Annotated in this window: 21 protein-coding genes; 11 read left to right on the forward strand and 10 right to left on the reverse strand. The window is 53.0% G+C overall.

What is annotated here, in order from left to right:
- The first annotated feature begins 150 nt into the window (after positions 1-150).
- Positions 151-1,671 (forward strand): acetaldehyde dehydrogenase ExaC, encoded by a 1,521-nt coding sequence (locus KGA69_RS11835; protein ID WP_213293113.1) that lies wholly within the window; start codon positions 151-153, stop codon positions 1,669-1,671.
- A 537-nt stretch (positions 1,672-2,208) separates the two neighbouring features.
- Here KGA69_RS11835 and KGA69_RS11840 read toward each other — a convergent pair.
- The 7 genes from KGA69_RS11840 to KGA69_RS11870 are packed head-to-tail and all read right to left on the reverse strand — an operon-like array spanning position 2,209 to position 9,127.
- Positions 2,209-3,153 (reverse strand): oligopeptide/dipeptide ABC transporter ATP-binding protein, encoded by a 945-nt coding sequence (locus KGA69_RS11840; protein WP_213293114.1) that lies wholly within the window; start codon positions 3,151-3,153, stop codon positions 2,209-2,211.
- Positions 3,146-4,135, reverse strand: a complete 990-nt coding sequence (locus tag KGA69_RS11845; protein ID WP_047044369.1) for an ABC transporter ATP-binding protein — start codon at positions 4,133-4,135, stop codon at positions 3,146-3,148. The genes KGA69_RS11840 and KGA69_RS11845 overlap by 8 nt, the downstream gene beginning before the upstream one ends.
- A complete protein-coding gene (ddpC, locus tag KGA69_RS11850; RefSeq protein WP_045395175.1) occupies positions 4,135-5,028 on the reverse strand; it encodes a D,D-dipeptide ABC transporter permease in 894 nt (297 codons plus the stop codon). Before ddpC ends, KGA69_RS11845 begins: the two co-directional genes overlap by 1 nt.
- Complete coding sequence (locus tag KGA69_RS11855; RefSeq protein ID WP_045395173.1) at positions 5,029-6,048, reverse strand: ABC transporter permease; 1,020 nt, start codon at positions 6,046-6,048, stop codon at positions 5,029-5,031.
- 60 nt (positions 6,049-6,108) lie between these two features.
- A complete protein-coding gene (locus KGA69_RS11860; protein ID WP_213293115.1) occupies positions 6,109-7,671 on the reverse strand; it encodes an ABC transporter substrate-binding protein in 1,563 nt (520 codons plus the stop codon).
- Complete coding sequence (ddpX, locus tag KGA69_RS11865) at positions 7,668-8,249, reverse strand: D-alanyl-D-alanine dipeptidase (RefSeq protein ID WP_045395170.1); 582 nt, start codon at positions 8,247-8,249, stop codon at positions 7,668-7,670. Before ddpX ends, KGA69_RS11860 begins: the two co-directional genes overlap by 4 nt.
- Positions 8,250-8,260: 11 nt before the next feature.
- Entirely contained in the window at positions 8,261-9,127 is an 867-nt protein-coding gene (locus KGA69_RS11870) for a MurR/RpiR family transcriptional regulator (protein ID WP_213293116.1), read from the reverse strand.
- 321 nt (positions 9,128-9,448) lie between these two features.
- On the opposite strand from KGA69_RS11870, the gene KGA69_RS11875 reads away from it, so the two are divergent.
- Positions 9,449-10,210 carry a transporter substrate-binding domain-containing protein gene (locus tag KGA69_RS11875; protein WP_045395166.1) on the forward strand — a complete coding sequence of 254 codons (762 nt, stop codon included), beginning with the start codon at positions 9,449-9,451 and terminating at the stop codon, positions 10,208-10,210.
- A gap of 43 nt (positions 10,211-10,253) precedes the next feature.
- On the opposite strand, the gene KGA69_RS11880 is transcribed toward KGA69_RS11875, so the two are convergent.
- The gene (locus tag KGA69_RS11880) at positions 10,254-10,874 is read right to left on the reverse strand and encodes a hypothetical protein (protein ID WP_045395165.1); all 621 of its coding nucleotides are present in this window, start codon (positions 10,872-10,874) and stop codon (positions 10,254-10,256) included.
- 329 nt (positions 10,875-11,203) lie between these two features.
- Positions 11,204-11,998 carry an SDR family NAD(P)-dependent oxidoreductase gene (locus KGA69_RS11885; RefSeq protein ID WP_045395163.1) on the reverse strand — a complete coding sequence of 265 codons (795 nt, stop codon included), beginning with the start codon at positions 11,996-11,998 and terminating at the stop codon, positions 11,204-11,206.
- A gap of 325 nt (positions 11,999-12,323) precedes the next feature.
- On the opposite strand from KGA69_RS11885, the gene KGA69_RS11890 reads away from it, so the two are divergent.
- The 5 genes from KGA69_RS11890 to KGA69_RS11910 all read left to right on the forward strand — a co-directional run bounded on the left by KGA69_RS11890 (position 12,324) and on the right by KGA69_RS11910 (position 16,308).
- Complete coding sequence (locus tag KGA69_RS11890; RefSeq protein WP_213293117.1) at positions 12,324-13,106, forward strand: alpha/beta fold hydrolase; 783 nt, start codon at positions 12,324-12,326, stop codon at positions 13,104-13,106.
- 94 nt (positions 13,107-13,200) lie between these two features.
- On the forward strand, positions 13,201-13,764 hold the full coding sequence (locus tag KGA69_RS11895) for a peptidylprolyl isomerase (protein WP_213293118.1): 564 nt from the start codon (positions 13,201-13,203) through the stop codon (positions 13,762-13,764).
- A 41-nt stretch (positions 13,765-13,805) separates the two neighbouring features.
- Positions 13,806-14,132 (forward strand): hypothetical protein, encoded by a 327-nt coding sequence (locus KGA69_RS11900; protein ID WP_045395158.1) that lies wholly within the window; start codon positions 13,806-13,808, stop codon positions 14,130-14,132.
- Between the two features lie 10 nt (positions 14,133-14,142).
- Positions 14,143-14,979, forward strand: coding sequence for an MBL fold metallo-hydrolase (locus tag KGA69_RS11905; RefSeq protein WP_045395157.1), 837 nt, complete (start codon positions 14,143-14,145; stop codon positions 14,977-14,979).
- Positions 14,980-15,093: 114 nt separating this feature from the next.
- Positions 15,094-16,308 (forward strand): acyltransferase family protein, encoded by a 1,215-nt coding sequence (locus KGA69_RS11910; protein ID WP_213293119.1) that lies wholly within the window; start codon positions 15,094-15,096, stop codon positions 16,306-16,308.
- 218 nt (positions 16,309-16,526) lie between these two features.
- Here the strand turns inward: KGA69_RS11910 and KGA69_RS11915 are convergent, their stop codons facing one another.
- Positions 16,527-17,414, reverse strand: a complete 888-nt coding sequence (locus KGA69_RS11915; protein ID WP_045395153.1) for a LysR family transcriptional regulator — start codon at positions 17,412-17,414, stop codon at positions 16,527-16,529.
- A gap of 411 nt (positions 17,415-17,825) precedes the next feature.
- Between KGA69_RS11915 and KGA69_RS11920 the strand changes: the two genes are divergently transcribed.
- Genes KGA69_RS11920 through KGA69_RS11935 form a run of 4 tightly spaced genes read left to right on the forward strand, consistent with a single transcriptional unit; the run spans position 17,826 to position 22,832 of the window.
- Positions 17,826-19,253: a bifunctional 2-methylcitrate dehydratase/aconitate hydratase gene (locus KGA69_RS11920; protein WP_045395151.1), complete on the forward strand. Its 1,428-nt coding sequence runs from the start codon at positions 17,826-17,828 to the stop codon at positions 19,251-19,253.
- Positions 19,254-19,302: 49 nt separating this feature from the next.
- Positions 19,303-20,445, forward strand: a complete 1,143-nt coding sequence (locus KGA69_RS11925) for a hypothetical protein (protein WP_045395149.1) — start codon at positions 19,303-19,305, stop codon at positions 20,443-20,445.
- Positions 20,442-21,422: an aminoglycoside phosphotransferase family protein gene (locus KGA69_RS11930; protein WP_047044398.1), complete on the forward strand. Its 981-nt coding sequence runs from the start codon at positions 20,442-20,444 to the stop codon at positions 21,420-21,422. Before KGA69_RS11925 ends, KGA69_RS11930 begins: the two co-directional genes overlap by 4 nt.
- Before the next feature lie 27 nt (positions 21,423-21,449).
- A complete protein-coding gene (locus KGA69_RS11935; protein ID WP_213293120.1) occupies positions 21,450-22,832 on the forward strand; it encodes an MFS transporter in 1,383 nt (460 codons plus the stop codon).
- Positions 22,833-22,858: the final 26 nt, after the last annotated feature.

Here is a 22,858-nt window from a genome sequence, read left to right on the forward strand (position 1 = left end):
GCAAGGGGATATATTTAATTATTTGAAACTTATTAAGTTTATTAGGAGTGCATAAAGTTGGCATAACCCCTGCTACAGGAGAAAGCGTGCAGCGGACAATAGCAAAAAACACCACGCCGCTGCGCCTTAACCCTACAGAAGGAGATTGCTATGCGTTATGTTCATCCTGGCAAACCGGGCGCTTTGGTTTCATTCAAATCGGCCTACGGCAACTTCATAGACGGTAAATTCGTCGAGCCGTTAAGCGGCGAATATTTCATGAATACTTCTCCCGTCGATGGGAGCAACATTGCGCAGTTTCCCCGCTCCGACGCCAAAGATATTGATTTTGCCCTTGATGCGGCACACCGGGCGGCGGACGCCTGGGGGCGAACCTCGGTACAGCAGCGTTCCCATCTTCTGCTGCAGGTTGCCGACCGCATTCAGGAGAATCTGGAGTATCTGGCGGTTGCGGAGAGCTGGGATAACGGTAAACCGATCCGCGAAACCCTGAACGCCGACCTGCCGCTGGCGGTCGATCATTTCCGTTATTTCGCCGGTTGTCTGCGCGCGCAGGAAGGTAGTACCGCCGAAATTGATGACACCACCGTGGCTTATCATTTCCACGAACCGTTGGGCGTGGTCGGGCAAATTATTCCGTGGAACTTCCCGCTGCTGATGGCGGCATGGAAACTGGCGCCCGCGCTGGCGACAGGCAACTGCGTGGTCTTAAAACCGGCGGAGCAGACGCCGCTAAGTATTACTTTGCTGATGGAAATCATCGGCGATCTGTTCCCGGCTGGGGTGTTGAACGTGGTACAGGGCTTTGGCAAAGAGGCCGGCGAAGCGCTAGCCACCAGCAAGCGGATCGCCAAAATCGCCTTTACCGGTTCGACGCCGGTGGGCCGTCATATTATGGCCTGCGCGGCGGAGAATATTATTCCCTGTACCGTTGAGCTGGGCGGCAAATCGCCGAATATCTATTTCGCCGACGTAATGGATGGTGAGGAGGAGTTTATCGAGAAGGCGGTGGAAGGGCTGGTACTGGGCTTCTTCAATCAGGGGGAAGTTTGTACCTGTCCATCGCGCGCGTTGATCCACGAATCGATCTACGAGCCGTTTATGGAGCGGGTAATGGCGAAAGTGATGCAGATCCGTCGCGGCGATCCGTTTGATACCGAAACGATGATCGGCGCTCAGGCATCACGCCAGCAGTTCGATAAGATCCTGTCGTATATCAAGATCGCTCGTGATGAAGGCGGGCAGATCCTCACCGGCGGCGATCGCGCGAGCATTACCGCCGAGCTGGATAGCGGCTTCTATATTCAGCCGACGCTGATTAAAGGGCACAACGAGATGCGCAGCTTCCAGGAGGAGATCTTTGGCCCGGTCATCGGCGTGACCACCTTTAAGGACGAGGCTGAGGCGCTGGCGATTGCTAACCAGACGCAGTTTGGTTTAGGGGCCGGGGTATGGACGCGGGATACCAACCTGGCGTACCGCATGGGGCGCGGCATCAAGGCCGGACGAGTGTGGACTAACTGCTATCACGTTTACCCGGCGCATGCCGCGTTTGGCGGCTATAAGCAGTCCGGCGTCGGGCGGGAAACCCACAAGATGGCGCTGGAAGCCTATCAACAGACCAAAAACCTGCTGGTGAGCTACGGCACCGCGCCGTTGGGGCTATTCTGATTCATTTATAACGGCTGACCCGGGGGCGGCGTAAGCGCCTTCCCCGGGCTACCTATGGCACTGGGTCACCCATTGCACTGGATCTGTAGGCCCGCGCAAGCGTAGCGCCGCCGGGCAATATCCGCGGATAAGGCGCCGCTTTTGCGCCGGATGGCGGCTTCGCCTTATCCGGCCTACGGTCTGTGCGGCCAGCCTTTAATTTATTCACCATGCTGGCTGAAACTGCCGGTGTTGGTGGCCTCAAAATCGCTGAGACGTTCCCGGAAGGCCGGGGCAGCCCGCATGGATGCGGGCTGAGGGCCGTGACTTGCAGGGACGCAGCCTCGGCCCGACCCGGAGCCTGCAGGGATAAGTCGAAGGTACCACGAAGTGGCGATTTTGGCGGCCAGAGCCCTCTGTGCGCTCCCTGCACCATGAGAGCCATAACGCAGAAGAAATATCGGGAGCGCAATGTGCTCTGAATTAACACAAAGCACATGTTTTCCGTACACAAAACCGTTGCAAACCGATAACAGTAGCACCGGGCGGCGCCCGGTCCTATCTTATTGTTTGCGCTTTCCAGCAGCGGACCTGCGCGCCATTCGCTTGCGCCTCCAGCGGCTGAGGCCGTTCGCAGCCCTGGCTGGCGTAAGGACAGCGTTCCCGAAAGTAGCAGCCCGTCGGCAGCCGGCGGTTGCCCGGTAGTTCGGTATTGCGCACGCCTTCGCCTAACGGTGAGCCGATGCGCGGTATCGACTCCATCAATAGCCGGGTATAAGGATGCGCAGGATTATCCAGCACCTGCCGCGCCTCGCCCATTTCAACGATTTGCCCGAGATACATCACCGCCACCCGATCGCTCATATGACGTATCACCGAGACGTTGTGCGAAATCAGCACGTAGGTGAGATTCTGCCGCTGCTGCAGTTCGACCAGCAGATTAAGGATCTGCGCCTGCACCGAGATGTCCAGCGCCGAAGTCGGCTCATCGAGCACGATAATCTCCGGCTGCGACGAGAGCGCGCGGGCGATGGCGATACGCTGGCGCTGGCCGCCGGAAAAAGCGTGCGGCAGCCGATCGAGATATTCGCTACGGATCCCCACCTGTAGCGCCAGCTGCTCGGCGAGATCGCGACGCGCCTTTTCAGGCATGCGCGACTGGATCCACACCGGTTCGGTGATGGTGCGCCAGACCGGTAGCCGCGGATCCAGCGAAGAGAGCGGATCCTGGAACACCATCTGCATGCGTCCGCTCTGGTTTTCGCCGCGCGCCGGCGCGCGGGTGAAGTGGCCGGAAGAGGGCTTTAGCATGCCCATCAGCAGCTTCGCCAGGGTGCTTTTCCCACAGCCGGATTCGCCCACGATCCCTAAGGTTTCGCCGCGTCTGGCCGTCATATCCAGCCCATTTAACGCATAGACGCGTTCGATGACTTTCCCGCGCCAGTTTTTCTGCGCGGCGAACGTCAGGTGCACATCATTGAGGGTTAATAGCGTCTCAGACATGGGCGTTCTCCCGTTGCGGATACCAGCAGGCAGCCTGTCTGTCGGCGGCGTTATCATGAGCCTGCAGCGTAGGGGTAATACCGCAGGCTTCACCCGCGGCGAAGCAGCGTTCGCGGAAGGCGCAGCCGGCGGGAAGACGCGCCAGATTCGGTACGGTGCCGGGGATAGAACGTAGCGGCGCGCGCGGTTCGCCATTATCGGGGGCGCTGTTTAACAGACCGATAGAGTAGGGATGCTGGGGATGTTGCAGCACCTCTGCGGTTTTGCCGCTTTCAATGACCGCGCCGGCGTACATGACGTACAGCCGATCGCACACCTGAGAAACCACCGCCATATCGTGGCTGATAAACAGCACCGCCGTGCCGGTCGCCTGGGCCTTTTGCTTCAGCAGGCGCAACACCTGACGCTGCACGGTGACGTCCAGCGCGGTGGTCGGTTCGTCAGCAATCAGCAGGTCGGGCTCGCAAGAAAAGGCGATAGCGATCATCACCCGCTGGCGCATGCCGCCGGAGAGTTCGAAAGGATAGCGCTTGAGCACGCTTTGCGGGTCGGCGATTTGCATATCCGCCAGCAGCTCGACGGCGCGGGCGCGCGCCTCACGCAGCGACATGGGACGGTGCTGGCGGATGACGTCTACCATCTGCTTACCGATGCGTCGGGTGGGGTTAAGCGCGGTCATCGGCTCCTGAAAAATCATCGCGACCTTGCTGCCGCGAATATCGCGTAGCGTTTTTTCCGTCAGGGTGAGCATATCGTGGCCCATCAGGGTGATAGCGCCGCTATGAATATGATAGCTGCCGGCGGAGAGCAGACGCATCGCCAGCATCGCGGTCACCGATTTACCGGAACCCGACTCGCCCACCACGCCGACGATTTCGCCGCGATCGATGTGCAGCGAGATATTATTCAGCACGTTGACCTGGCCCTGATAGACCGGGAAACTCAGGCGAACGTTATCGATAGTTAAGACCCTATTTTCCATTAGTTGCGCCCTCCGGCCTTGGGATCCAGCAGATCCTGGATGCCATCGCCAAACAGGTTAAAGCCGACGGCGGTGATCAGGATCGCCGCCCCGGGGAAGGCGCAGTACCACCACTGATCGAGCACGTAGTTGCGACCGTTAGCGACCATCGCGCCCCATTCCGCGGTAGGCTGCTGGGCGCCGAGGCCAATAAAACCGAGTGTGGCGGCCATCAGGATCGCGCTGCCGATATCCAGCGAGGCCTGCACCACCAGCGGCGGCAGGGCGTTACGCAGAATATGCCAGCTGATCAGATGCCAGCGCGAGGCGCCAAACGTCACCGAGGCCTCGACGAAAGTATGCTGACGCACGACCAGCGTCTGGCCGCGGGCCAGTCGCACGTAAAATGGAATACGCACGATGGCGATCGCCAGCATCGCGTTGAACAGGCTCGGGCCTAACGCCGCCGCCAGCGCCATGGTCAGCACCAGCGACGGAATCGACAGCATAATGTCCATCAAGCGCATAATTAGCGCGTCGCTGCGCCCGCCCAATACCCCGGATAGGCAGCCCAGCAGCGAACCGCTGATCCCGGCGATCAATACCACCGCCAGCCCGGCGGCCACCGACTGCTGGCTGCCGATCAGCACGCGGCTGAACAGATCGCGGCCGACCTCGTCGGTACCAAACCAGTGAGCGAACGACGGCGCCTGCAGACGCGCGGCAAGATTAATGGCGTTAGGATCATGCGGCGTCAGCCACGGCGAGAAGATCATTAAAAACAGCATAACCAGCATGATCGCCGCGCCAATCAGCGTTAGCGGGCTCTGGCGGATCAACCACCAACGACGCTTCCAGTGGCTGCTTTTTTCAGCCTTTGGCCGTGGAAGCGGTTGTTCCTGAGTCATCATCACTTAGCTTTCTCCCCGACCCATGCGCGGGTCGATCCATAAATAGAGCAGGTCGACTACCAGGTTGACCAGTACGTAAGCAAAGGAGACCACGATGGCGAAGCCCATCACGGCGGGGAAATCGAGCGCCTGAATCGAAGACACCACGTAGGCGCCCATCCCCGGCCAGGCGAACACCGTCTCCGTGAGCACCGCGCCGTACAGCAGATCGCCCAGCGCCAGCCCGAGCACGGTGATAGAGGGGATCAGCGCGTTGGGTAGCGCATAGCGCACCACAATGGTGAATTTCGGCAGGCCGCTGGCCAGCGCGGTACGAATGTAGTCCTCATTGAGCTGCTCGAGCATCGCCGAGCGGATCTGCCGGGCGACGATGCCAAGATGAACGAAGGCAAGGGTGGCTGCCGGTAAAATGAGGTGCTGCAGGGCATTGAAGAAGACCTCGACATTGCCTTCCAGCAGTGAATCCAGCAGATAAAAACCGCTGACGCGGGTGGGCGGATCGAACCAGTCATCGAGCCTGCCGCTGCCGGGCAGCCAGTCGAGCTTGCCGTAAAACAAGACGATTACTCCGAGACCGAGCCAGAATGCCGGAGTCGAGATGCCGGTCAGCGCCATCAGGCGCACCAGGTGATCGGTCCAGCGATTGCGGTATACCGCCGACAGCACGCCGAGCGGGATGCCAACCAGCAGGGCAATCAGCAGCGCGCAAAAGGCCAGCTCCAGCGTCGCCGGGAAGAAGGTTTTTAAATCTTCCAGTACCGGGCGGCCGGTGCGAATCGAGGTGCCGAGATCGCCGTGGAGCAGGGCGTCAACGTAGCGGGCAAATTGCTGCCAGAGCGGTAAATCCAGCCCCAGCTGCTGGCGAATATGGCGGACGATTTCCTCGCTGGCGCGATCGCCCGCCAGCAGCCGCGCCGGGTCGCCGGGAATCAGGTGCGAAATAATAAACGTAATCACGCAGACGCCGGCGACGACTAATATCAGCCCCCAACAGCGCTGTCGTATTAAACCCCAGAAACTCATGATGACGCTCCTCGGCCGGGCCTGTGACGGCCCGACCAGACAAGATGGAGAGACGGCCCGCTACTTGTGCATGTCGGCGATATTGTAAATCTGCTCAAGCATCGGGTTGAAAACGAAGCCTTTCACCTCTTTGTTCATGGCGACCTGATAGTTTTTCTGGAACAGATAGACGTAGGCGGCGTCATCAATGACGGTCTTTTGCGCCTGCTGATAATCTTTGGTTCGCGCCGCCTGATCGGTGGTGGCAACCGCCTGTTTCAACAACGCATCAACCTGCGGGTTGTCGTAGAACGCGCGGTTTCCCGGCAGCCCTTTTTTGTCCGACTCGAACCAGTAGTTCATAAACATATAGGGGTCGGCGAAGTCCGGGCTCCAGTTACCGATAGCGATGTCGTAATCACCTTTACCCACGCGCTCGCGCATGGTGGCGTTGGCCAGTTTCTCCAGCTTGACCTGGATACCCAGCGACTGCAGATTGGCCTGGGTGGAGAGCGCAATCGGCTCCCAGTTCGGATCGTTATCGGAGTAGAGGAACGTCAGCGTTTTCGGCTTATCCGCCACCTTATCCAGCGCCGCTTTGGCTTTGTCGAGATCTAATGAATACTGCATGGCGCTGGCGTCGTAGCCCCACATGCCATCGGGGATCGGCCCGCGCATCTGCTTACCGTTACCGCCGAGAATGCCGTCGACCATGCCTTTATAGTCTGTTGCCCACGACACCGCGCGGCGCAGATCCGCCTGGTTCATCGGCGCTTTGCTGTTGTTGAGATACAGATAGGTGACGCGCAGCGCCGGGTAGTCGTAGACCGCCACCTTGTCCTCTTTCTTCAACGCCGCAAACTGATCGACCGGCAGGGCGTCGGCGATATCCAGGTCGCCTTTAGTCAACTGCAGACGACGGGCGGCGCTTTCGCCGATGATTTTCACCGTGACGCGCTTAAAGGCCGGCTTATTGCCGCTGAAGTGCGGGTTGGGCACCAGCACCAACTGTTGGCCTTTCTGCCAGCGCTGCAGGCTATACGCGCCGGAGCCCGCGGTGTGCTCGGCCAGATAGGCGCGGGCGTCATCGGCGGCGTTGGCTTTCAGCACCGCCGGGTTAATGATGGAGGCGCCGTCATTGGCGAGGGTATGCAGGAATGGCGCGAAAGATTCCGGCAGCGTGAAACGAACGGTGGCCGGATCGACGACATCTACCTTCAGCCCGCTGGGAAACGCCTCCGATGGCCCCTGTTTAATACGCATCAGGCGTTCAAAAGAGAGTTTGACCGCCTCTGCCGTCACCGGCGAGCCGTCGTCAAACTGCGCGCCTTTGCGCAGGGTGAAGGTCCAGGTTTTGCCGTCGTCGGAGGCCTGCCAGTTTTCGGCGAGATCCCCTTCGACATCGGTGGAACCTTTGCCATTATCGGTTTTGTATTTGACCAGCCGCTGATAGGCCGGGTAGGTCACCGTCCAGTCATTGTTATCGATGGTGACGGCCGGGTCGAGCGTTTGCGGGTCGGCGGCTTTGCCGATCACCAGCATATCTTTCGGCACCGCGGCAAAGGCGGAAGGGATGGCGGCGCAGAGCGCGGCGGCTAACAGTAACGGGCGAAAACCTAAGGATGCTGGGCGAGTCATGTTCATGGTGAAACTCCGTCAATCTGAGCGGGGGAGAAACAGGCGAAAACATCGTCGAGTAGCGGATAACCGGCCGCGCCCGGTAGTTCGAAGTGCCACCATTCCGTGGTAATGCCTTTAAAGCCGCCGCCGAACATAATGGCGTTCAGCAACAGGCGATTACGCTGCGCCTCCTGCGCCACCGCCGGGTGGTAGGGATGCGAGCGATCGTCCATTTCGTCAAAGGCGGTGCCCATGTCGAGTAGGTTGTTGTGGTCATCGAGTAGCGTTACGTCGATGGCGGTGCCGCGGCTGTGGTTGGAACCGATATCGGCCGGCACGACGTAATCCTGGTTCGGGCAGGCATTCCACAGCAGCTGCTGGGCGCTCTGTGGACGATAGGCGTCAAGCACCAGCAGGCGATAGCCCGCAAGCGCAGCAATGGCGATGGATTTCTCCAGCGCGACGGCCGCATCGGGGTGCAGCAGGCAGCGGGCTTCGCGATAAATCGGTTGGCCGGTAATGTTATCGGCGGTGGCGTATTTCAGGTCGACAGGCAGCGTGGGAAAACGCGCGGCGATATCCACCAGGGAAAGATGGCTCATCGAAAATTTCCTTAACGTTCAAACTGACCAAATTCCTGCTGCAGCGCGCGGTTCGCGGCAAGGCGGCTGGAGAGGCTCGGCCCCAGCCGTTCCACCACCGCGGAGAGCAGCAGATTAAAAAGACAACCGATCGGCGCCAGCGAATCCCAGAAGTGGCCGGTATCGGTTTTCACCTGTAGTAAATCAACCGGATAGTCGCGCGCCCACGGGCACCAGATATCGGTGACCAGCGCGGTGGTAACTCCGCGTTCGCAGGCGACCCGGCAAAACTGGCGCGCGGCGACGGAGTAAGCGCGGGTATCGGTCAGCACCACATAGGGGTGCTGGTATTCAGAATTCAATGATTCCAGCCAGCTACCAGAGCTGCCGTCGGCGTAGGTCACGCGCGGGCGCAGGTATTCCAGATGGCTGAAGAACGTGTTGGCGATGCCGCGAGTCGACTGAATGCCAATGATGATAACCGCGTCGGCCTCGGCGATGCGTTGACTGACGCGGGCGAAGGTCGGTTCCTGCGCCAGTTGGTAGACATAGCGAATGGCATCCAGCTCCATCTGCAACGACAGGCTGGCGCGATCCGGCTGCGCCTGCTGCTGTGACCAGGAGTCAAGCCGGTCAATCACTCCCCACTGGCGATAGGGCGTTGATGCGGGCTCTTTCAGGCTGTGCTTCACGTCATCGAGATTGCGATAGCCCAGCTTGCGCAGATAGCGGCCTACGGTTATCCCGCTGGTGCCGGTGGCCTGCGCAATGCTGTCGGCGGTCTCAAACGGGATATGCTCCCGATGGCTTAACAGCCAACTGCCAATACGCTTTTCGCTCGGCGTGAGCTGGCTGAAAGTGGATTCAATAATGTGAAACAAGCCGTTGCTATCGTTCATCTCTGCCCTTAATGATAGTTCGCTCTCATTTAACAGAATTCTGATACTCAATTAACAAAGCACGATGTGTGCCAGCTATTGCGGGAAATAGTATTTCCAGCAATATCGCTAATCTATTGGGAGGTGAGCGGATCCTGAGCGTAGGATTTGGTTATTCATTGCACAAATCAGGTGCAATGAATCCTGGTTGTGCATCACAAAAATAAAACATATCGTTAACAATGTGGTTGTGGGCCGGAGCGGTAGAGAGATAATTTTGCTTGCCGTCAGCGACAGACAGAGTGATAACCAAAAAACTGATGATTAAAAAAGGATCATAAAATGAAAGTGAAGGCGGTGCTTGCCCTGACGCTATCCCTGGCCGCACTGGCGGGCCATGCGCGCGATATGCAGTCGATTCAACAAAGCGGCGAGTTAAAAGTCGGCGTACCGGGGGACTACGCGCCGTTGGCGTTTCATAACGGCGCTGGCGAACTTATCGGCTACGACGTCGATATGGCGCACGATCTGGGTAAAACGCTGGGAGTGAAGGTGACGTTTATTATCACCAGCTGGCCAACGTTATCCACGGATTTAAAAGCCGATAAGTTTGATATCGCTATGGGAGGCGTAACGGAGACGACGGCACGCGCGAAAGATTTCTCCCTGAGCCATCCGGTGGTGGCCAATGGTAAAATCGCCCTGGCGAACTGCAGCGCCGCGCCAGCGCTCGGCAGCCTTGAAAAAATCGACCAGCCGAATGTGAAGGTGATTGTGAACCCCGGCGGCACCAACCAAAGTTTCGTTGATGAACATATCAAGCATGCGCAGATCATCCGCGTGCAGAACAATGTTGATAATCTGCAGGCGCTGCGGCAAAAAACTGCCGATATGATGGTGACCGACCTGATTGAAGGGGACTATTATCAGAGCAAGGAGCCCGGCGTGTTCTGCGTAGCGAATGAGACGCCGTTTCCCGGCACCGCCAGCTATAAGGTTTATATGATGAATAAGGATAATCCGGCGCTACTTGAGAAAGTGAACCACTGGCTGGATGGTCAGGACAAAAATGTGCTCAAGAGAAAGTGGAAAATTCAGGGATAATTCACGCTGCCGCCAGCGCACGAGATTCTGGCGGACAACTCAACTAGCTTTGCGACGGCGCTTTCTGTCGCGCCTGATAGCGGAAATAGCAGTAGTAACCGATTGAGGCGGTCAGACAAAGCATGTAGCCGAACGACTCGCTACCCTCTTCAACGGTGTTTTTCACCACCCGCGCGTAGTTCTCATCAAGTACGGCGTACCATAAGCCATGCATGCCGAACAGTCGTGAGAAGACCAGAATCGCCAGCAGGCCGCTTATCATCATGCCGTAGTAAGGCGTGCGGGGGTATTGCGCCAGTTGCGACAGCGTTTGACGAGAATGGCGCAGTGGAACGATTAGCGCGGCTATCGTCGTTGCCAGCGCGAACCATACCCAGCTACCGTGAGAAATAAGGTCAAAAAGCGCGTCCAGTTCGCGGATCAGCATCGCCAGGAAGAAGCCGCCAACGAGGATATTACAGTAGCGCAGGAGCTCATATTTTTTCGCCAGCAGGAAGTGAATCAGCACGATTATCGCCAGCACGCCCTCCTGCACCACCTCGGTAAGCGAAATCTCCGGAATATCGTTGCCAAACACCCGGATATCCACCCACAAACAAAGTACTGCGATGGCGGAAGCCACCGCCGCGCCGAGAAAGAAAAGTAAGCTTCTGATGACAGACATTAACACCACTATTTATGTTCAAAACAGCAATGATAAGTATCATGAATGTTACTTCCTGTTCACTTTGTGCGACATCGCGGCGTGTTTTAAACCTTTTGAGCTATTTAGCGCTAAATAGCGCAACTACAGGTGAGAAAGGGGAGCTTTGCTCCCCCAGACTGCTGACAAAGAAGGAAAAAGCGTGGTTTTTCCTTCTTTGTGGTTATCAGCCGAAAACCAATAAATTGATTTTCCTTGTTATTTGTCTCTTGCAATCTGTAAGTCCAACGGTTGCATGAGGTTTGTCATCAATCTCAGGGGGGCTTTGCTCACCCTGCTTAGCGGGTAATTCAGACAATATCATCGACCACGCCGCCATCGACCCGCAGCGCGGCGCCGGAGGTGGCAGAAGCCTGCGGCGAACAGACATAGACCACCATATTGGCCACCTCGTCCACCGAGGCCGCACGCTGAATAACGGAAGCGGGGCGCTGCGCCATAACAAACTCTTTCGCCAGTTGTTCCAGCGGCTTACCGGTGCGGGCGACTTCCTCTTTCATCATTTCGGCAAAACCGTCTGAGAGGGTCGGGCCGGGCAGCACGCTGTTTACGGTGACGCCGCTGCCGGCGACGTATTTCGCCAGCCCGCGGGCCAGCGACAGCTGCGCGGTTTTGGTCACGCCGTAGTGGATCATATCGGCGGGAATATTGCGTGCCGATTCGGAGGAGATAAAGACCACCCGTCCCCAGCCTTTACGCACCATGGCGGGCAACAGCGCGCGTGACAGGCGAACGCCGGACATCACGTTGGTTTGCCAGTAGTTTTCCCAGGTGGCGTCATCGGTGGCGTAAAAATCCTGCGGGCCGTAAATACCGGCGTTATTCACCAGGATATCGACTTCATTCACCGCCTGCAGCAGTTGACTCACCCCGGCGGCGTCACTGAGATCGGCCACTGCGGGATAGGGCCTGAATCCCGGCACCTCCTGTTGCAGCCGCGCCATCGCCGCATTAACGCTATGTTCGCTGCGGCCGTTGATAATCACTTCCGCGCCGCTGGCCGCCAGCCCCTTCGCAATGGCGTAACCAATACCGGCCGTGGACGCCGTCACCAGCGCGACTTTCCCCGATAAATCAATATTCATGGTTGAGCCTTTTTTATGGAATGGAGTAGTAAGCGTAGCAGGTGGGAATTGGGGGGCTTTACCACATCAACAAATTCGATAGCGATATCGAAATTATCCGTTAGAGCACAGGATTAAATTACTCTAATAATACTAGCAGTACTAACAAGATAAGAACATTTATCCGATGTTAATGCGGGAAATAACCTCACGTTTTTCCTGATGAGTACGCTTGCGGGATAGCTTAAACAGATAAACATTCCTTTGGTATAACCGTGCGTCTGAGCCTGTGTACCGGCATCCGGAGTCAATGATAAAAGTAAAAATAAGCATACGGAGATTTTAAATGTTTATCCGACCACTGAAATTAACTCAGCACGTCGATGTACAGGGCCCAGAAAATGCGACGACAGTGATTCTTCTTCACTCGTTAGGAACGGATATGCATCTTTGGGATCTGCAAATGCCGCGATTAACCGAGCGTTATCGAGTAGTCCGCCTGGATATTCGCGGACATGGACTCAGTGCCGTCGACGCGTTGCCTTTTTCAATGGAAGATCTTGCCGATGATGTTATTGCTGTCGTCGATCATCTGAACATCAATCAGTTCTATGTCGTCGGTGTTTCAATTGGCGGCACGATAGCACAATGGATTGGCTTCAAATTACCGCAACGCGTACAGGGAATGGTGATTATTGATACTTCGCTGGTGAATGCCGCTCCGCCCTCGCTATGGCGCGCAAGGGCGGAGGATGTTTTCCAGCATGGTCTTGAGCACCTTGAGAGAGGAATTATCAGTAATTGGGTCACGCCGCAATTTATCGACTCGCCTGAGGCTGACGGTCTGAGGAAAATGCTGCGCAATACAACGGTCGAAGCTTTCTCCGGGTGTTCTTTAGCCATTGCCGATACTGATTTGACTAATATGGATATCCATGGGGTTAGTGCGGTTATAGTCAGGGGAGCGGAAGATAAGCTGACTCCGCAAGACTACGCGCAACGTCTGGCGAAAAAGCGTAATGCCGAATTACATGTTATCCCCGGCGCTTCACATTTACCTAATTTAGAAAAACCGGATGCGCTTACCGATGAGATCATTACATTTATTGAGAAAGCGCAAACACATTAATAGATCAATGCCGCGATAAGGGGCCAATCAGCGCGGCTAATGAGCAAATGCAGCGACAGGCGTTAATTTCTGTCGCCAGAATGGAGTAAATGATATGAATCGTCGGTTATTTATTGGCGGCTGCCTGGGATTATGTGCGGGCGCCGTCGCGTTGCCTGCCGCGTTAAAATGGCTAGGTTCTGCAGATGATACTATTGAGATGGAGTTGGATAGTGGCATCGTCACGATAAAGTTATTTTCTGATATTGCCCCTAATCATGTGGCGCGGATTAAGACACTCGTACAGTCTAAATTTTATGATGGTATGCCTTTTTCCCGGGTTATTGATGGGTTTATGGCGCAAACTGGTGAGCCGCTACAAAATACACGGTTTGACCTCCGCGTAATGCCAAAACTGGCTGCGGAGATTAATCATTTACCGTTTGAACGCGGCACTATTGGCATGGCCAGATCGCGAAATCCGCACAGTGCTTGCCATCAATTTTTTATCACCTCAACCCGCGCTCGATATTTAGATCAAAATTATACCGTCGTTGGTCAGGTTACCAAAGGAATGGAATGGGTGGATAAACTCCGCCGTGGTGATGCCGAGTTGGGCACGGTGGTTAATCCGGATGTGATTAAACGCATGCGTCTGGTGACTACCCATACCGTGTAGTTCCACGTTGCTAAAATATCTGTTGCAGGAGTAGTTTCTAAATGCCCAGTATTACTGTATCTACATCAGCAAGATATCGGTTGGATTCCGCCGCCTTTGCTGAATTTTCGATTGCCCTGGCAAATTTAGCCAAAGAGATACTGCAAGCTAAAGACAATAATATCCACATTACTTATCTCACTGCTGAAATCGGCTATGGTACGCCAGTTTATGTCGAGGCAAAACTCAGACAAGAAATATTTCGTAGCGAGCCGGTGATGAATGAATTTTTACATCAGGTAGATTTGTTAATTAAAGAGAGGATCGGCGTTGTGGCGAGAATTCGCTGTTTCCTTTATCAAGCCAATAATATTTTCGCTAAAAATTAAAGGATAAAATATGAATGAAAAATTGCCAATGAAGGACCTTGGGGATGTCTTAGTGACTGCGGTTAGTGATGGCTACTTGCAGGTTGACTTCGGGCTACTGGCAAATGTAGATGAAACGGAGTGCAGGGCCATTCAGCAAAAATCCTGTCCTGAGGAACCAAATTCAGTTCATATCAATACCTTTTTAGTGCAACAGCAGGGGAAGAATATCCTCATTGATAGCGGTGCTGGTGGCATTAAAGGTTGGGGGGGCGGTTTAGTTAAGAATTTAGCTAAACTGGGCTTGCAACCAGATGATATTGATGCCGTTCTACTCACTCATGCTCATCCCGATCATATTGGTGGCCTGGTCAATGCTCAGGGAGAAGCTATATTTCCTCGCGCGGAGCTATTCATCAGTCGTGATGAATATGATTATCTGCAAGACGATAACCAGTTTGCGACGGTCAGCGATCGCGTTAAAGGTAATTTCCTGTTGGCGCGCAGCGTTTTTAAACAGTATCAAGATCGGCTTCAGTTAATTGATGATGGTGAAGTGCTTGCCGGCATACGTGCTATTCCCTTGAAAGGCCATACACCTGGACATACCGGCTATAGCATTGTCGGGAGTCATAACAGCCTATTGATTTGGGGGGATATTGTGCATTTCCCACATATTCAGCTATTAAAGCCGGATGTCACTATCGCCTTTGATTATGATCCACAGTTGGCAGCGGAGACGCGTGCGCGCATCCTTGAGATGGCCAGCTCCGATCAAGTTCTTGTTGGCGGTATGCATTTTGGTCAGCAGGGTTTTGGTTATATTAAAAAGCTTAACACAGGATATTGCATTATTACCGATGAGTAATAGACATTAATCTGAGTCGATACTGCTTTGCCGTTATTAATTTTTATACCAGTAATCATCTTTCTATTTCAGAATAACTTGGTGATATAAAAATACCATCTGTGGAGGAGTGTAATGAGTTCTGTAATAACAAAAGAAATGAGTAGTGATAAGCTTTACGGTGAAGCACATATCACGCCAGGGATGCAATCAATAGCGGCAGGAGCATTTTCAGTGCGGCCTAAGCTTCCTTCCATCACCGGAAGCAGGTTTTGGGCTGCTTTTTTAGTTTTTTTATTTCATGCATCACTGCCCAGCGATCTCGCCCCATTCGCCAATCCGACGATTCAACATATCTATACCGTTATTGTCGGTAAAGCTGGTTGGCTGGGAGTGTCATACTTCTTTATTTTGAGCGGGTTTATCATGGTATGGTCCGCGAAAGATACGGATACCGTTGGTGATTTTTATCTGCGGCGTTTTGCTAAAATTTATCCAACACATTTCCTGACATGGTTGGTTGCATTTTTAATTGGTGCAGTCAGTATTTATCAATATAAATTATGGTCGACCAATCTGCTGTTGGTGAATACCTGGTTTAACGATGTACATTACTTTTTCGTTGGTAACCGGCCGAGTTGGTCTTTGTGCATCGAAGCGATGTTTTATCTCTCTTTTCCATTCCTTTACCGGATTATGAAGGCGATCCCGACAAAGCATGATTTATTTGCTCTGTTGTTGGTCACAATGGCATCGTTAGCAGTCCAGGTTGCGATCTATCTGTGGGCTGAACCGAATAAAATGATGGGAGCATTCCCTATTTCTCAACATCATTTCTGGATTTCGTATATTTTCCCTCCGGCACGTATTTTTGAGTTTCTGGCCGGTATGTTTGCTGCACGACTACTCATCAATGGCCGGGCAATTATGTTGTCGAAAACGGTATCACTTGCCTTACTGGTGGCAACGTATATTGCTTCTATGTATATTCCATACCAATTTAGTATGAGTGTCGTATTTATCATTCCTGTTTGCTTGTTAATTACCTCTTTTGCCGGCGATGACTTGAAAACCAGGAAAACTGCATTGAATTCGCCAACCTCGGTTTGGTTAGGAGAGATCTCTTATGCATTCTATATGGTTCATTTCTTAGTACTGTTTTATTTTTTGAATTTAACGGCAGGAAGAAAGTTTGATTTAGCTGAAGGGATTGGGCTTATCGCTGTTGCTCTGGTTCTGTCAATTGCTTTCGCCGCTTTTTTATACAAATACTTCGAAGTACCAATGATGAAAACGATCCTGGCAAAGTTTCGGGAAAGAAGGTTGGTCAGCCTGCGCGAACCCTCGTGATGACAGATTGAATATTCAGCATTTCTGGTGGGAGGCATGCGTCAATGAGATGCACTCCCACGCTTTACTGCTTAATCAGTATGAAAGCCGCAGCTTTCTACAAGATTTTCCTTGAATGACAACATATCCCCGCTAATCACCTTTACCGATCGTCTTCGATAGGTTGGTGTATTTTATAATATGGTGCGAGCATAATTCTTGCAGTTCATATGAGTTAGTTAATAACCGATATCGCGCAGCCGAGGATCCTGGAACACAGAGGTCATCATACCGGTGAATTTGGCGATATCCAGATAGGCACAGTCTGTTCGGTACACCAACTCTATTTTGAAGTCATTGAACTGCCCGGAGAGCTGATGAATCTTAATCTTGCTCTTAACTTCACTACTAATAGAACAGCGCAACACCAACGATACCCCTTTACCCGCGGCAATGCTTGAGAACAGCACTGGATAAGATCCGCATTCAACGACACGTTTTGGCGTGATATTGCCTTCATTGAACAGCACATTGAAGTTGCGCGTAGACGTTGCACATTTTTTACTACTGAGCAAAAAGACTTCGCCATCCAGACTGGAGATATCAGTAATGGGAGGTTGATTTTTGTCGGTGATAATTACCAGCTCGCTTGAGAGCAATATGGAACGTGCATGTTGTGTATTGGAAAATCCGGCGCCAATAATTACCGCATCAAATTCGTTTTTATCAAAGGCGCTGAGCAAACTAATTGTGTTGCCGATTGATATGTCGATGTTCCAGCCCAGCTCCTGGCCTAAATCAATCAAGGAACTAATAATATAGGGGGGTAAACATTCAATTATTCCAACTCTTATCGTTAACTGACTGCTTTTAGAGTAGGAAATGTTGTTTTTGCAATCGTCCGCCAGGTTCAGAATTTTGAGTGCATACTCATAAAGTATCTGGCCTTGCGCTGTGGGAGTGCATCCTTCGGTTTTCCTGTCTAACAGGGTGACATCCAGGTTGTCCTCGAGACTTCGTATTCGGTGGGAAATGCTTGATTGCACTCGATTCAGGCGCTCTGCGGCTTGGGTTATATTCCCTGTCTCCACCACCGTCACGAACGCAAGAAGTTCACTTAGCTTCATTTGAGACCTCATGCTAAAAGTTAGTTTAATGTTGCAATTGTATTTATAATTTGTGACGTTTGTTTTGTCATCATGTTTCTAATTGCCAGTGTTGGTAGTGCTGGCCAGAGAGCGTCACAGCGAAGACGTTCGACATCAATAAGCTTATTCGTATATCAATTCGTATGCCCTGAATCTCCATTGCAATGAGCCATGCTCTGTTGAATATCATTAAGGTATCAATCTTTTCGATGAATACCTCGATTTTATTCGCTGGTTTTTTATTGCCGCGCCAATTACGATTTAATCAGTAAGGCCAATTATTCATTTTATAATCAAGTGGTTACGCATCCTCTTGTATTCAGTCATCTCGCTTTTCTGGCCTTTATTACTCGTATTGATGAAACCTTCATTTCGTTTATGGGATAAAACATGGCGCACGCTGAGTTTGATAAAATAATGATCGATCTGGTTGATTATGCCTACGAGCAAACAGCCTTTAATAATGAGACGCTCCGGATGGCGCGTTTTTGTCTGCTGGATTCAATAGGCTGCGCGATAGCCGCCTCTACAGATGCCGACTGTTCCAGACTCATGCGCAGCGCGCAATTCAGTCGCAACCCTCAGGGGGTCCCGGTCATGGGGACGCCATTGCGGTTAGGGCCAATCGAAGCGGCTTTTCAAATTGGTTCGATGATCCGCTGGCTTGAGTTTAACGATACCTGGCTGGCGCAAGAGTGGGGACATCCGTCCGATAACCTTGGGGCAATCCTGGCCGCTGCCGCGTGGCGGAGCCTCTCCGATAGCGCCCAGCCAGAGGTGAGTATGGCGGCGGTTCTGAACACCATGGTCAGGGCGTATGAAATTCATGGCGTACTGTGCCTGTCGAACTGTTTTAATGCGCTAGGTATTGATCATGTCGTGCTGGTCAAGGTGGCTTCGGCGATTGCAGCCGCACAGATCATGGGATTATCGAAGGATCAGGCGCTGAGTGCGCTTTCCAACGTGATAATTGATGGCCATGCGCTCAGAACTTACCGACATGCACCTAATGCAGGCACCCGTAAATCATGGGCCGCCGGCGATGCCACAGCTCGCGGACTGCAATTGGCGCTGTTTGCCCAGGCAGATGAGATGGGGTATCCGACGGCGTTAACGGCTAAACGCTGGGGATTTGATGATGCGGTGCTACGCGGTCAGTCGTTCAACCTGACGCGAGATCTCTCAGACTTCGTCATCAATAACATATTGTTTAAAGTTCCCAATCCTGCTGAATATCATGCTCAGACCGCGGTCGAGGCGGCAATTAACCTGCGTGAAAAAATACTTGCCGCCGGTTATTCACCTGAATCAATCGAATATGTTCGCGTTGAAACGACGCGTCCGGCGATTCAAATTATTGATAAATCAGGTGTGCTGAATAACTCAGCCGATCGCGACCACTGCCTGCAATATATGGTAGCGGTAGGGCTACAAACTGGAAATCTGACGATTAGGGATTTCCATGAGCCATTGGCCTGCGATCCGCAACTGGAAGCCTTACGCCACAAAATTACCTGTACTGAACGTCCTTCTTTTACCGAAAGCTACTACGACCCAGAAAAACGCGCGATCCCGAATGCGCTGTACATTAAATGTCGTGGAATGACGGAGGAGATTGCCGAGCTTATTGAATATCCGCTTGGTCACGTCCGCCGTCGTGAGGAGTGTTTTGACGCACTGCTAACCAAATTCCATCTGAATCTTTCAGACAGCCCGCTACGCGATCGGGCGGACAGACTGGCCGATATCCTGACCACTGGCCCGGCGCTTGAGACTATGTCTGTTAATGAGTTCCTGAAACTTTTTTCCTGGCATTAATCCATTTCTGAATCATTGACATAAATTTATAACGCTAAAGGTGAATGAAGTGAAAAAGGCAATACTGGTTGGCTGTGGTGCAGAGATTGGCGCAAATCTGTTGATTCAAAACGATCCGCAGAATGATGGTTTCGTGGTGCAGACCGTAGTAACGAATCCGCCTGCTACTGATAAACACTATCCGGAGTTACGTCCGATTGATGGCATTGTGGCGCGTCTGGCGATGGCGCAACCTGGCATCCAATCCCGGGTCGAGATAATCAATGACGATACGTTGCAAATTGACGGTCGTGAAATTCATTTCTTCTTTGGCGATTTAGCCAAAGTGTGCCCACCCGTTAACGGGCGCTTTGATATCGGTTTTATTGCCACCAGCAAACAGGATATGGATCAGCACAGTCCTGTGGCTCGCAACATGCAGGAGCTGGCCAATGTAGTGCTGGGTGTCGCTGAGGCTGATAGCCTAAAAAGTATTTATGGCTGCCTTGGCGATCTGACGAGTGACGATATCAGTACGATTCAGCGTAAGGTAGTAAGTTCTGGTATGTACTGTCTGGGTTCCTGCCAGACCAATGGGATGCATGCTTCATTACGTGTTGTGGTTGAGGCACTAAATGCTATCCATGGCAACGCTTCGCAAATTGTGTCGGTTGAAACCGATATTGTGCATCCAGATACGCCGAATGGCGTACTTGGCACTCGCTCCTTTGAAGGCCGTATGCAGGATGCTCGCGACAATCTGCGTCCCAGCTTCTCGCAAATTGCCATGAGCCAGAAAAAAGTTATGCCGTGGGCGCCGTTGGTGAATACGGTGTCGCTTCGCGCGCCAGTTCATGCCCCTGGCTATCAGATTAACCGCTTTATCGTCGAAGATAACGGTGCTTTAACGACTGGTTTAATTGAAGCCGCTATTGAGCGCGTGAACAAGCTGCATCCTCATGTAGTGATGGCCTCGCGGTCGCCTCTTGGGGGACGCGCTTATGCTTATGAGCGCCGCTGTTCGACAATTCTCTCTGACGCTAACCATTTACTCATTCTTCGACCCGCATATCTGGCGAAGCAGAATCTGAGCGAAGTGATTATCCAGTCCTTTGTTAACAATTCGGTAGGGTATACCGCAGTTGTTCGCGCCGTTGCGCGCAATATTGCCCAAGGTCTACCGGTGGCAACCTTTCAGGAGATTGAAAAATGACACGTTCCCATACCGTTGATTTTTTAAATTCTGGTTTTGTGGTGAAAACCGCCATGTCTCCTGATTTTAATAGCAAGCTAAAGGCTGAGGTTGAGCAAATCCGCGCGTTACATGCTCTTTATCCGGAACTGATGGTGCCGGTGTTACACGAGGGAGTTGCCGCCGGACGTCAGTTTTATGTTCTGGAAAAGAAAGCCTCACTTCCGCTATCGGCTATCGTGCTTGATGAACAAAGGACGCTCGCGGCGCGGCGCAAAATAGTTCTGAATGCCCTGGAGAACATCCAAACCGCGATTGGACTGGAGATAGAAAACCAACCTGCACGGGTCAGCGATATGCCTGCCAGGTTGCAGGAGGAGTGGGAAGCTACGCGATTTGCGCACGATCTGTTTGATAAACCGGTTTTACTGAATGGCGTCCGTTTTAGCATTACCGCCAGAGAGGTTATCGAAAAAGCGATCGAGATGGCGCGTGGTGAAGAATTCCGATCGGTAGAAAAGGCTCATTTCAATTTTCATTTTGGCAACGTGCTTTATGACGAAGAACGTTCATTGACTCATTTCATCGATCCTGATTTTTCCGTCAGTGGCCTCGATCCCCTTTTCGGCTTTTCGCGCTTTGCTTTTTCGTTCTGGCATGAGCTGGCAGCCGAGGTTGAAGACGCAGTGAAAATGGTACCGATGTCTGACGCACTCATGTTTGTTCTGGCGAAACAGGATTACGGCAATATTCTCAGCGAAATTCCGGAAATTGGCGGTATTTCCGGGCTGCTGCCGATAATGGGCGAGAATATGCGTCATCGCTTTTATGTCCTCACCGCTTACTGCTTCCTCAGGAGCATCCGTATTAATGGCAGCAAGCAGCCGTGGAAAACGCCGCGCTCTCCGGTTATCGCCCGGCCTGAGGAGGTACTTATGCTTGGGATGCTGACCTATCTCGAAGGGGCGAGCGTCGCGAGCGAAAGTCTGTGCGCGTAATTTCATTCTAATAAAGGACCTGCGGATATGTCGTTGGTAAGTAGTAGTACACTTGATCAAGGTTTTGAGGCGCCGAGGCGCTATTTAGCCGCCGCGGCCATATTAATTGGCGTGCTGATGGCGGCGCTGGATAGCTCTATTGTCAATATCGCATTGCCCACCATTGCCAGTGCGTTACAGGTCGATTCGGCGTCCAGTATCTGGATCACCAACGGCTATCAGGTAGCCAGCGCGGCGACGATGCTGATTTGCGCGTCGCTGGGCAGCAGAATCGGTGAGAAGCGTTTTTACACGGCGGGAATGGTGTTATTTACGCTCTCTTCGCTGGGCTGTAGCCTTGCGCCGACCTTTGGTGTACTGGTTACCATGCGGATACTGCAAGGGGTAAGCTATGCGGTCATGATAAGCGTGGGGCTGGGATTGTACCGGGTTATTTTTCCACCTCGCGCGCTAGGAACGATATTCGGGCTGAATGCGCTGGCCTTTGCGGTTGGCACGGCAATCGGTCCGGCGTTGGGCGGACTTATCATTTCGTATCTTTCCTGGCCGTGGCTTTTCTATATCAATATCCCGCTTGGCGGCGCTGCGATTATTTTCTCCCTGATTTCATTAGGGGCGGATAACGAAAAGGAGAAGGGCTTTGATTGGGCAGGGGCTCTGAGTTCGGCAGCAGCATTGGGCTTGATGGTGGTAGCAGTCGATCAAATTGGCCGCTGGGAGAGCCTGACGCTTATCTATTGCGCGGCGGCGACAGTGGCGTTATTTGCTTTCTTTATTATCGTCCAGACGCGAGCAAAGCACCCCTTATTGCCGCTTGATATATTTCGTTCACGGCAATATAGCTTTGCGGTGCTTTCATCCGTCTCTATGTTCGTGGCTCAGGGAATGGCGCTGGTCGGCTTACCGTTTGTGTTGCAACATAGCTATCACTATTCAGTGCTTGAATCGGCGTTTATCTTTACGCCGTGGCCGGTGGCTGTCGCCTTCTGCGCCCCGGTAGCGGGAAGACTGTCAAACCGTTTTAATCCGACGCAAATTTCTACCGTCGGGGTGGTTATCTTTTGTCTTGGCTTAGGGTCGTTGGCGCTATTGCCGCACGCCGCGACGGTGAATGATTTCTTGTGGCGCGTTGCCGTTTGCGGGGTGGGATATGGCTTATTCCTGCCGCCAAACAACAAGGAGATGTTTGCCAATGTCTCAGCAAATCGCACGGTAACGGCCTCCGGCGTGCTATCAACGGCCAGGACGACAGGGCAGTCCATCGGTGCGGCGCTGGTGGCGATGGTCATTGCGCTGTTGAACGGCTTAACCGGCCCAGGCGGCGCACAGTTTGCCGTTTATGTGTTTGGCTTCGCCTGCGCTATTGCGGCAATATCCTCTATTGCCAGCACCTTACGCTTGCATCGCTAAAGAAGGGAATGCCGGTAGTGGTGAAA

The organism is Klebsiella sp. A52 (genome assembly GCF_018388785.1).
Lineage (GTDB): Bacteria > Pseudomonadota > Gammaproteobacteria > Enterobacterales > Enterobacteriaceae > Klebsiella > Klebsiella aerogenes.